Source organism: Oligoflexus sp., from assembly GCF_035638955.1.
In the GTDB taxonomy this organism is placed as follows: domain Bacteria; phylum Bdellovibrionota_B; class Oligoflexia; order Oligoflexales; family Oligoflexaceae; genus Oligoflexus.
In genome coordinates this window covers 1-12,302 of record NZ_DASQYZ010000287.1, presented here as the reverse complement: position 1 = coordinate 12,302, position 12,302 = coordinate 1, and the positions used below count along the sequence as shown (strand labels likewise).

General features: G+C 51.7%; 6 protein-coding genes. 3 read left to right on the top strand and 3 right to left on the bottom strand.

The window, feature by feature from the left end; all coding sequences use genetic code 11:
• Position 1 precedes the first annotated feature (1 nt).
• The 3 genes from VE954_RS26255 (at position 2) to VE954_RS26245 (ending at position 8,129) form a co-directional block, all read left to right on the top strand.
• A complete protein-coding gene (locus tag VE954_RS26255; protein ID WP_324958450.1) occupies positions 2-2,125 on the top strand; it encodes a xanthine dehydrogenase family protein molybdopterin-binding subunit in 2,124 nt (707 codons plus the stop codon).
• 237 nt (positions 2,126-2,362) lie between these two features.
• On the top strand, positions 2,363-5,176 hold the full coding sequence (locus VE954_RS26250) for a 7TM diverse intracellular signaling domain-containing protein (protein WP_324958448.1): 2,814 nt from the start codon (positions 2,363-2,365) through the stop codon (positions 5,174-5,176).
• Between the two features lie 175 nt (positions 5,177-5,351).
• Entirely contained in the window at positions 5,352-8,129 is a 2,778-nt protein-coding gene (locus VE954_RS26245) for an ATP-binding protein (RefSeq protein WP_324958446.1), read from the top strand.
• A 40-nt stretch (positions 8,130-8,169) separates the two neighbouring features.
• Here VE954_RS26245 and VE954_RS26240 read toward each other — a convergent pair whose 3' ends face one another.
• The 3 genes from VE954_RS26240 to VE954_RS26230 form a co-directional block, all read right to left on the bottom strand.
• Positions 8,170-8,922 carry a trypsin-like serine protease gene (locus VE954_RS26240; RefSeq protein WP_324958634.1) on the bottom strand — a complete coding sequence of 251 codons (753 nt, stop codon included), beginning with the start codon at positions 8,920-8,922 and terminating at the stop codon, positions 8,170-8,172.
• A 409-nt stretch (positions 8,923-9,331) separates the two neighbouring features.
• Positions 9,332-10,003, bottom strand: coding sequence for an IS6 family transposase (locus tag VE954_RS26235; protein WP_324958444.1), 672 nt, complete (start codon positions 10,001-10,003; stop codon positions 9,332-9,334).
• Between the two features lie 309 nt (positions 10,004-10,312).
• Positions 10,313-12,220, bottom strand: coding sequence for a prolyl oligopeptidase family serine peptidase (locus VE954_RS26230; protein ID WP_324958442.1), 1,908 nt, complete (start codon positions 12,218-12,220; stop codon positions 10,313-10,315).
• Positions 12,221-12,302: the final 82 nt, after the last annotated feature.

Below are 12,302 nucleotides of genomic sequence, written 5' to 3'. Positions count from 1 at the left end.
CATGCTCAATTGGAAAAGTACACGTCGGGACATGATCGTGCGATCGGTGGGCGGAACTTTAGGACTGGCCTTTGGTTTCAGTCTGCCTTGGGCTTTGCGGGATGATGCCAACGCAGCAGGAGCGGAATCCGTAGTCTTGAATGCATTCGTTCGTATCTTTGCTGATAATCGTTTGGAAATTGCAGTGGTGAAGGCCGAGATGGGCCAGGGCGTGGCCACCTCGATGGCCATGCTGATCGCTGAGGAACTCGACGCCGACTGGTCCCTGGTCGCCATTCAACTTGAAGGCGAGACAGGGCCTTATACCGACCCTAAAGCACCGTTTGCGGGAACCTTTGGCAGCACCTCAGTCCGCACCAATTATGAACGTCTGCGCAAGGTCGGGGCTGCTGTTCGCCAGGTGCTCGTGCAGGCCGCTGCCACGCAAACAGGTAAGCTTGCCAGCGAACTGAAGACCCAGGCGTCATGGATCCTGGATGCCGAAGGACGTCAGCTTGTCAATTATGGGCAGTTGATTGAAACCGCAGCCAAACTTCCGCTGCCTACGGAAGTCGTATTGAAAGCACCCGCCCAGTTTAAGCTCATCGGTCAGCGCCAGCATCGAAAGGATACGGCCCTTAAAACGGAAGGTCAGGCGGTCTATGGCCTGGATGTGCGGCTGCCTGGAATGAAATATGCGGCTGTCCGCCAGCATAAAGTCTTTGGCTCCAGGCTCATCAATTTTGCCGAACTCCAAAGCCAGATTCCTGCGGATTACCTCCTGATGGAAGTCCGCGGAGCCATCATGGCCATTGGTGCGAGCTACTGGCAGGCCCAAAAACATCTGGATCGACTCGCGCCGAAATATGAAACGACGCCGGCGATGGATGCCAATTCGCAACCCGCAATGGAACAAAAATTAAGCGCAGCCGTTCAGAATATGAGCGGGACCAGCGTGCACAAACGTGGAGATGGCGTGGGAGCCCTGGCTCTCGCCGAAACGATCGTTGAGGCAGAATACCACACGCCGTTTTTAGCGCATAGCGCCATGGAGCCACTGAATTGTACGGCCTGGATCCAAGGCGATCGCTGTGAATTTTGGGTTCCGACCCAAAGTGCTCAACTTGTGACATTTGCTGCAGCCCAGGCCCTTGGCCGTGCGCCCCAGCAGATCAGAGTGAATGTAACCTATCTGGGTGGCGGTTTTGGCCGCAAAGTGGAAACCGACTACGTGGTGCATGCGGCTCTGGCTTCCAAAGCCATTCAGGGTCCTGTGCAGGTTATCTGGTCGCGTAACGAAGACACCCAGCACGATTTCTATCGACCCGCTTATCAGGCGAAACTCAAGGCTGGTCTCAGTGAAGGTCAGCTCAAGGTCTGGACTGGAAAAAATGCCGGGCCTTCGATCTCCAAAAGGCAGAATCCCAGCAGCACCAAGGTTGATTTTTCATCCATCGACGGTTTTGCTGATATTCCGTATGACGTCACTCATCAGGAAATGTTTCACCAGGAGGTTGATCTCGGTATACCCATTGGCTACTGGCGATCGGTTGGCAAGTCACAGAATACCTTCTTCGTGGAATCCTTTGTGGATGAAATCGCTGATCGCCTGCAGACCGATCCGCTGCAGTTGCGTAAAACTCTGTTGAGCGGCAATCCAAGGGCTGTGCGCCTACTCGACAAGCTGGCGGAATTCTGCCAATGGGACACGCGACCCAACCTCGGCCTCGCCTACTCGGAAGCTTTTGGTTCCCTGGCAGCGATGGCAGCTCAGGTGAGTCTGGTGAATAATAAAGTCAAAGTGGAACGTCTGTGGAGTGTGGTCGACTGCGGACCGATCGTCAATCCTGAGGGCGCGGAAGCGCAGGTGCAAGGCGCGGCCCTCTATGGGCTGGCCGCAGCGCTGTTAGGGAAGATCACGATAACCGGAGGCAAGGTGGACCAATCCACCTTTGCGGATCGACCCTTTGTAAAATTGGCTGATGCACCCCTGCATGAGGTGTATTTTATGCCAAGTACCGCAGCCATTGGTGGCTTGGGTGAAGTGACCACACCTCTGTCAGCTCCGGCAGTGGCGAATGCCCTGTATCGGCTGACACAAAAAAGGGTCCGTCGATTGCCATTCAGCGATTTTTCCTGGACATAAGGTCCGGTGTCAACATTCTGAGCCCAGGAACCTTTGCCTGCATGGCATTGTCTTCCTGGGCTTCTTTTTTTATGATCTCAATATTTCTTTGGAACCTCACGAGCCAGAGAGTTAGACTAGTTGCTTGCCTCTGCGCTTCAAGCCTGAATCGGATGGCTTGCGGCAATTACGTTGAAAGGTCCGGCGCAAGGGTCAGAACCCGTGGGCCTACGTGGCCTTTCGTGAATCAGGAACTCTATGAGGCGGGGAATATTGGTGAGGCTTTTAATTTGGCACCTAAGTATTTTCTTCTTAAGCACTTGGACCACTCAAGCGTACTCAGAACAAGCTTTTGTTCTCGGTGAGAACCATCGAGGAGAACTCCTTGGGCGTTTCATGACTTTGCTTGAGGATCCCGGTCGGAGCCTGTCCATAAATGATTTTCTTTTAAATGAACAGCCAACGCGATTCCGGCCGAACGCAATTGCCAAACCTAATCTAGGATTCTCCAAATCGGTTCATTGGGCCAGATTCCAGATTGATAATAAAAGTACATACTCAAGAGAAATCTTCCTAAACTATCAATACCCGCTTACCGATTTTCTGGAAATTTTCCAGGTGAACTCATCAGGCGTCACCTTGAAGAAGTCGGGGGACAAGGAATTCGCCCCATCTGCCTTGATTCCCTATTTTTCGCCTGTTTCCAGTTGGCAGATTACGCCCGGCGTGAACACATTCTATGTTCGGATCCAGACCAACGGACTGGTCCAGTTCCCCGTTTCTGTTTGGACTCGTGATCAGTTTTACCAGACCAAAATGATTGAATTCCTGGCAACAGGAAGCATGTATGGCCTCATCGTTTCCATGCTGTTCTATAACTTGGTGTTGTTCGCGTCGTTCCGACAGAAACTTTATTTGGTCTATGTAACCTTTCTGGCTTTGAATTTACTAAGCATTGGCAACCTTCAAGGCGTGTTCCAGCCGCTCCTTTCGCCCTCGCTTCTTCGCTGGATGAGCAACGAAATCTACCTTTCCGCAGCCTCGGGAGCAACGGCTTTCGGGGGGCTCTTCGGCATCATGTTTCTGGATCTGAAGTCAAAGCAGAGGGCACTTTACTGGGTTCTTTTAAGCCTCTCCGGTGTTTGCTTTGTCCTTGTCCCTTTGTCTTTCATAAGCTACGATTTAACCGGAAGTCTTTTGCTTTTGGCAAGCCTTGTGATGAACGTCGCGTTGCTCGTAAGCGGCGGTGTCATGTGCCTTAGGAAATTCAGGCCTGCGTACTTCTTCACTCTGGCATGGACCACACTCTTTATCGGCAACGCGCTCTTTAATCTTTCTTTGCAGGGCATTCTTAAGGAAACATTCCTATCATCATGGTTCATCCCTATTGGGCAGGCCTTGGAAGTTATTCTGCTATCACTGGCGATCGGTGACAAGATGGACTATCTTCAGAAAAAGGCAGATGCGGAAATCCTCAGTCTGAATGCGCGCCTTGAAAGGCACATCAAAAATATCGAAATTATCGTGGATGAGAAAACACGCAATATCAAGTTGATCATGAAGCATATCCATCAAGGGATATTTACGGTCTCCGGCAATGAGCTGAAAATTGGTCCTGACTATTCCGAATATCTTCGAGCAATGCTTGCGGACTCTGATATATCAGAACGAAAGCTCTCCGATCTGATCCTGAGCAAGTCAGACCTCAGCGATGATGTTAAAAATCAGCTAGAGTCGATTCTGAGATTCTCGTTGGGTGAAAACATCCTGGCTTTTGAGCTGAATGCGGACAACCTGGTCAGAGAAATGGAATTTGTGGATACGAAAGGATCCAGAAGGATTCTCGAAATCGATTGGGCACCTGTCATGGACAAGAAGCAAATAATCGAGAGCATTCTGGTCACCGTGAAAGATGTCTCTGAAATCCGCCGTCTTCAGTTCGCTTCCCAGGTAAAAGACCGCGAACTGCAAATCATTAGCGAGATCATCAACATACCGCAAGCTAACTTTCAAAAGTTTATAGAGTCGTGCAGGCAATATGTAAGTGAGAATAGGCGGCTGATTCTATCGAATCCTGGCCTAAACCGGGATGCTTTAAAGATCCTTTTCATTAACCTTCACACCATGAAGGGGACTGCGCGGTCCTTGCTCTTAAAAGAGATGGCCACAACATTCCATCATATCGAACAATACTATGCCGGTTTGCAGCGCGGCACGGAAGTCTGGGATCAAGAGAGGCTGCTTTCCGAGTTGAATCAGGCGGAGCACCAAATAGACTTGTATGAATCGATCAATAACGAAAAGCTGGGGCGCGGCAATGTCTCACCCTATTTCCTCGATGAAAAAATCGTAAAGCATCAGATTGAACTTCTGCACAAATTGGACTTCTCCCTACTGGATGTAGATGCAAAAAATATTCTGGAAGAGACGCAGCAGGTTTTTCATCGCTTATTTTACAGCTCGTCAGTTGACTTTTTTGACCATATATTCGTTCATTTGGAAAGGTTGGCAAAAGACCTTGAAAAAGAAATGCCTATCATTTCGATAGTCGATCCTGGGATTAACCTATCGAGAGACGCTCAGGATATCTTGCAGAAAGTGTTCGTGCATATCATTCGAAATTCCATGGACCATGGCATAGAAAGCGCACGCGATCGAATCATGAACGGCAAAAACCCGCGTGCCTTGATCCGGATGAGTCTTCTCGAGAAAGATAATAACCTGATCATAAATTATTGCGATGATGGACGAGGGCTTCCTTTGGGGGCTCTTAAGAAAATCTCTGTGGAGCGTGGCATCCTGCAGGCGAATGAAAACGATGACGTGCGGATCGCAGAAGCAATATTCGAATCGGGGCTTTCGACTGCTGAAAGGATCAGCGACATTTCCGGTCGAGGCGTTGGCATGGGGGCAGTGCGGCGGCTGCTGGAAGAAGCCGGCGGAAGTATTGAAATCTGCTTTCCGGAGCCTGGGAACGAAAACACCATCGCATACCGGGCTTTTGAGTTTAATATCAAACTACCAGGAAAATACTTTCGTCTGATTCGGCAAAATGAACACCATGCGGCTTGACGGACCGTAACTACAATTCGTCAAGAAACCACACCCTTAACTTGGGCGCTATTTGACTTCATGACACTTCTTTCGCAGTGGGTGATTCGTACTCTGATCACACGGCATTATTTTCTCTGTAGGTGCTGCAGGAGCTGTCGATAGGGATCAGGCGGCAAGCTAACTCCGGTGGCAAATGAGCATTTTTCCCAAAGACAGCCCAGCATTTACGATTTTCAACAAGCTGAAAATCATGGGTTTTGCTGTGCTTCTTTCTTTTGGATCTTCCCCGGTGGTTTTGGCTAAGGACAGCCCCTCTGAAGCCGCCTTGATCCAGAAAATCGTTGTCCTCGAGGACCGCCTGATTGATAACCCTCGCGAGGTACTGGAGGAGGTCAAGCACCTCATCCAATCCATGGACGCCACCCAATATCCCCACGCTTTGTTGCGAGCGCAGCTTTTCGCCTTGGAAGCCGCTTTTTCCAGTGGAGACCGCAACCTTGATATCAGACAGATCGATTCTCTTCTGGAACAGGCCCGGAAACTGCCTGACATGCTCGAGGCCGTGCGTTTGATTGTGATAAAAGCCGCCATCGTCAGGGAAACAGACGCCAGGGAAAAATCCCTGGAGTACCTTGCGGAAGCCGAAAAGCTTTGCACCCAGTCGAGCGAGAAGGCGCTTTGTTCCAGGATCTGGCGCGATAAGGCCTACTATCACTACCTCATGGCCGAATATCCTAAGGCATTGGAACATATTCACAAAGCCTTGAGCCTTATCGATAAGGACGATCCTGCACTGCAAGTCGACTACCAGACAGCGAGCAACACACTGGCCATAATTTTGGATACACTTGGCGATTTCGACAAAGCCTTGCCACTCTACGAGAGAGTCTATAAGTATTTTTCGGATAACCACAAGCGCTACTACTCATCCGTGCTGGCCTATAACATTGCGAAAGGCATCCTGTTAAATACGAAAGGCATACCCCGAGACAAAGCCCTTCCGTATTTCATGGAATCAGCGGCCATGGCGGAAGGGATCAATGATGTGCTCAGCGTAGCCTGGGCTCGAATGGGAATAGGCGAGTATTATATTGCTGTCGGGCAGTATGAACAGGCCCTGGAACCGCTTCGATCCGCCGCGCAAGTCTTTGCCCGCCTGTCCGTCAAACCTCAAGTCGGGGACTGCTCGCTCCTCCTGGCCCGCGCCTACCTCAAACTGAAGAACGTGAGGGAGATGGAAAAAGAGCTAACGACTGCAAAAGAAAATATTCCTACCGAACGTCAGGCTGAAATGAATGAAATAAGACGTTCAGATTACGAACTCGCCAAATTAAAAGGCGATTTCACCCAGGCCCTGGAGCATCTTGAAAGTTATAACAAGGCCTTCGAAGAGAAAGCCGAGAAAGATCAGCAAAACCAGCTCAACAGCCTTCGTGTCACGCTGGGACTTGAGGCCGAAGAGCAGCGATCCGACGCCCTGAAGCGCGAAATTGAACTCAAGCAGAAGCTTCTGAACGAATCTGAAACCATTACCTATCTTTTTCAGGGACTCTTCGCAGCTTCTATTCTTTCCATTCTCAGTGTCGTTCTTGTCGTCATTCAGCAGCGCCGGAATCACAAGCGGCGCTTATGGATGGAACAGGTCCTCGATTCCATCGACGAGGGCGTTGTCACAATTGGGCGGGATCTTCGGGTGCAAAGTGGTTTCTCCAACCAGGTGATCGCGATACTCGGGCTGGAAAACCAGGAGGTAGCGGGCGCTTCCATGGTGGATTTGGTGTTTCAAAAAAGCCGATTCAGCTCAGACGAAAGGGCTCTATTCCTTGAGGTCCTGAAAGTGTCTCTCGATGGAGGGGAATTGGGCTGGGACTTAAACGGTCATCAGCTGCCCAGCGAGATCGCCCTCAATGTGGAGCCGCAGCGTATCATTTCGGCTAGCTGGCAGCCCATTTACTCAGGGAGCGAAATTGTTCGGTTCATTGTGGTCATCAAGGACATCACAGAAAAGAAAATGGCCGAACTTGAGTTGATTCAGCGCCGCGAGCTGCAGGCCAAGTCGCAGGTCCTCCTGGAGGAGGTGCTCGGCGTGAAAATGAGCCGAGGTCTTGCTTTTATACAGGATATGAATCAGCTCAGCGAAATCCTGAAGTTGAAGATTCTTGATTCCACTCAGATCGGTTCATGTCTAAGAGAGCTGCATACCAGGAAGGGCATTGCACGTACGCTCGGGCTCAGGACTATTTCGGACGCCATCCATAGTCTGGAAAGTAGTCTTGTCCAGTTTCAAAAGATGACTGGAGCCGGCACCGACGTCCAGAGAGACTGGCAGGCGCTCCTGCATATCCTGCACGAAGTCGATGACCTTCTGAGCTTTTCCCGCGCCAGGTCGCGCACGGAAGAGAACGATCACCTATTCAACCTGATGGCAGATCTGAGCCAGGAGGCCGAGCGGCAGCTTATTGAAAATGACTGCGTTTATGAGGCGATGGTTGTGGAAGACGGCTATCACGCCTGGACAGCCGGCACTCTTGCGATCCTGCGGAATATCCTCGTGCATGCGGTGGCGAATAGCGCTGATCACGGCTTTATCCGGGCCAAACGAAAAGGCCGGGACATACGTCCAGCCAGGTTCTCTGTAAGTGCTCGGCGCGTTGCGAACATGGTTCATGTCACGTTTGAAGATAATGGCATTGGTTTGGATCGGCATGCACTTCAAAAGCTCGCAGACGCACGGGGTTTTGTTCCGAAGGCTGGGCAATCGATTGTGGATGTTGTGTTTCTGGATGGGGTCTCGACCGCGGAATCTGTCACAACTCGCAGTGGTCGCGGTGTGGGAATGGCCGCGATTCGCGAAATCTGCGTTGCCTCTGGCGGCAGTGTTAGTCTGTCTGAAAGGAAAGACAGTGGCGTCACCCTTGAGCTGGCTTTTCCCTGTGACGCCAACCCTCAAAACTTTTCAAATGCCGGATGACTCCAAGAATCCTTGCGGAAAGCCCACCAAAATCCAGAAGCTAGAATGGAATGATCTGGTCTGCGACCGCTTCCAGTGTATCCACCTGAGGTTTCGCTCCAGTTGATCGCATCCACGAAATCAGCGGGCGCACGTCGGTGTTATAGGAAGAGGAACTGCAGTTGCCACCGATATGAACACCGATCTGCCTTAATTCACCCTGCACCAATACGAAATCAGGACCGCCGGAATCACCACCACAGATCGTTTTCTGAGGAGAAAACGTATCGTAGGTTCCCTGACTCTTGTTGAACTTCGACATGTAGCTTTTGACTGAACGTAAAATACCACGCTCCCGACCATCGGATTCATACGATGTCTTCCCATAGCCCGCTTGAATAAGAGGTGTCCCGATAGGCGTATGAACCAGCGTGGCAAAACTAACTGGCCTGTAGGGTTTGGGAAGCCCTCCTGTGAATCCAACGATCGCCACGTCTTTGCTGGGATGAACATGCATCGCAGTAACAGGGCGCATAGGTATTTCCTCTGACCATTGAATTCCAAAGGCCAGGACCAAATCTGGAACTGCATCGGTGCCGGCAAGACAGTGCTTAGCTGTGAGTGCGTGTGATGAGTCCAGGATTGTTGCAGTACAACCATGAAGGCCCTGGAGCGAACGCGCCGTAAACAATAAGGTGTGCTCGGCGACTAAGCTGTTGGACTGTTCCAATTTGCCACCCACTATTCGGCTCGAACTTACGGATTCCTGGCCTGCGCACGCAGAAAAAAGAAGCAGTGAGATCAACGCTCTCATCATTATCGTTCCTTCAGTATCCACTCTTTAAAAAATACGCGCCTCTTATTGGCCTCGCTATCATAGTTCTTCGCCCATCTCACGATAGGTGACCACAAAGAACTTTCAGCAGCTCAGCCTGTATCATATCAATCGTCGGTTAAAACTACTTTGATTTTGGATGATTGCCACCATGCGGCTCCTGAAAGAACCACTCAATTCAATGGCAGAGCGCGATTCATCCATCGTAGGAATTGATCGAAAGGTCGAGCGTGATGGGCGCTTGGGTTGAAGTGTGTAATCGATTGCGATATAAGTTCGCACGATGTCCGTACATGCCATTCATCACTAAAGGATTGATTTATGGGCTCTGTCGCAAACATTTCCGAGGCTAAAGTGAGTTTCTGAAGGGATCATTCCCTGGACGCAGTTATCCCGCGAGGGCGTAAAACTGCTCGAATGGAGTGGAGCCCTGAATATCGATCTGACCTTTTTTGATCATGGCCATCATCTCAATTCCGGCGATGGTCTTCGCGGCCGACATGAAAGTTTTAAAGCCTAGCATGGGCCTTGTCCTTTGCCTCACTCGCCTGTGATCCTGCTCGACGATATTATTGAGATACTTCACCTGCCAGAGCTCAATGTCTGTTGAATGTTCGTGATTGAAAGCCTTGAGACCAGCGGCGTTTGCTCCCGACTTGTCTGCGTTGATCTTTTCGGGGACACCGTGCTGACGAACGGCCTTTTTCAAAAGCCTCAGCGCCGCTTTCTGATCCCGCTTGGCTGTGAGCAGAAAATCGATGGTCTCACCATCCTCATCAACCGCGCGGTAAAGCCATTTGAGCTTTCCCTTGACCTTGATGGCCAGCTCATCCCAGAACCACCGGCCCGATACCGGCTTTTTCCTTTCTCTGAGCTCGGTCTCGAGTTCGGGGGTATAGTGAAGGACCCACCTGTGGATGGTCGAGTGATCAACGTAAACGCCGCGCTCAGAGATCATTTCCTCGAGGTCTCTGAGGGATAGCTTATAGGAGAGATACCAGCGGATGGAGGTCAGGATGATGGACTTTTGAAAATGCCGTCCTTTGAAGCTCAGTGCCATAACCACTCCCTCGGTACGGTGAACTGGCAACTATGATTAGTTCTGTGTCAAGATGCTAGAGATTTTTGCAACAGAATGCTCTCTTGTCATAGGCGATGTTCAAGGCTTTCAGGGGTAGGAATGCCGGTAAAGAAATCAAAGTCAGAATATACAGTCCGACTGCGAGTTTATTTACTGATCGACAGCAACGTGGAGCACAGAGCGGTCTTTCGAGGATATGGTGGTTTTTTTTGGCAATCCTTACCACTGCCCGTATTCTGCAACAGAGCCGCCCAAGCGGGCGAACTCCGTGTGCTCACCAAATGGAGATCAGAGGTGATCTTTGACGAAAGCGGTCACGCACTGCAAGGCATCCTTCTGGTTCTCGGGCTTGTTGATAGTATGGAATTCATCTGGATACGTAATCTCCTCGACGGTGCGACCCAGCTTGCGTAATTCTCCGAGGTAGTCTTTGACCATAGAGCCTTCTTCTTCACCTCCAGACATCACGAATAGAGGTGCCTTCGCCTGAGAGATAAACGGTCTCGCGCTGTTGGCCTCGATCCGTCGCTTGCACTCCTCAGGATCGCTGCCGAGTTCGAAGGTATTCTCGCTGCATGCATCGACACCGAGGATCTCGAACTCGTCAGCGAGGTTGGCGACGCCACCCTTCGCAAAGACAAAGCGAAACCTCTCACTATGCCGGGCATGGAGTTGGAACGCGAGCATCGCGCCGGCGCTGTGCCCCATTACACCGACGCGCTTTCCATCAATTCCACCGCGTGCTACTACCGCGTCGATTCCTGTCAGCACGTCCTCGGAGGGGAGGGTCGTCCAATCGCCTACGTTCACCATCGACTGGTAAGGACCGATACCATGAATGTTGCTCCGGCGGTCGTCTGGGATGAACACTGCGTAGCCGAGCGCGGCCCAATATTGCCATTCTGCAGTCGAGCCGATCGTCACCGCGGGCACGCCAAGTGCGATCCCCCCCATTGGACCGCCGTGGAGGTCGACGAGCAACGGCACCGACCCGGCCGATACACGTGGACGGACCAGAAATCCATAAAGTTCAAGTCCGTCGGTTCCTTGCCAGCTCACTTCCTTGATCTCAGCATGTTGGAAGGTGCTCGGGCCAACGAGCTCAATCACGAGCTGGTCATGCTTGCCATTGGCGTCGATGACCCGGATTTCCCTCTCGTCTAGCAATCCATCGGCCTGATAAGCAATCCGACGACGATCGGGTGACGGCGACATGCTATCGTTCTCAAATCGCGAGCGGAGTGCGATGGTCTGTAGACTTCCATCGAGGCCAACAGTACAGACGTGGCTCTGGAGTGCAGACTTCTGGCAGGGAAACGAGATCGACCCGCCGTCGGCAGACCACCACGCCGATAGACTGGCACCAACAAAATGGGGAAACTCGGCGAGCAAACGATGCGGCGCGCTCCCGTTCGTTCCGACCACCGCTGGCTCCGCCACCTGCAACACATCCTGCACGCGGTCCCACTCAAAGTACACGCGAGTTCCATCCGGGCTTGGCGCGAACGAGAACAGGCCCTCAGCGGGTACCGGATCAACGAGCAAAGAACACGCGTCCGAGTTGGCGTCACATCGCAGCAATGACCCATCGAGCTGCGTGGCATTGGTGGTAGCCACGAGGAGGTCTTCTCCCAGCCAATCAAGCTTGGTCACCCAGGCCCCGGAGATGGACTGCCGGGGCTTTAGCAAAGTCCCCTCGATACTCCACAATCGGGAACCTTTATCACTGTGGGTAGCCACGGCCAGCCTGGAGCCGTCAGCATTCCAGGCGATCGCAGGATCGGCCCAGAAACTGGAACTTAGTGATTCGGGCAAGGCAACACGACCAAGCTTTTGGCCATTGAGTCCTACAAAGACGATCTCCGATGCGGTAGCGATGGCAACACGGTCTCCATAGGGAGATGGAAGGCCGGTGCTGCCGAATCCGAGGATCGTCCGTTTGCCGGTATCAAGAGCGATGCGCTCGATCTGTCTTCCCTTGGGGCTGAACAAGGTCACGACGAGGCTGCTGCCATCGGCGGTCCACGCGATCCTGTCCACGCCGATCCCCTCGTTCATCTGCTGGTTGCGGGCCACGACAGAGTCGATGAGCGTGGGCTCGTTGAGCCCACTGATTGACGAATCGTCATTATCCACACCGTAGCAAGTCGCGCACACTACAAAACCCATCAAGAGCGCGCAATTCATTCGTTGCATTTGTTTACTCCTCATTCCAATTTAATACCCAAGCATTTGACCCGATGGCTTCGCAGATAAGGCCTCTAGGATGGTACAAAGA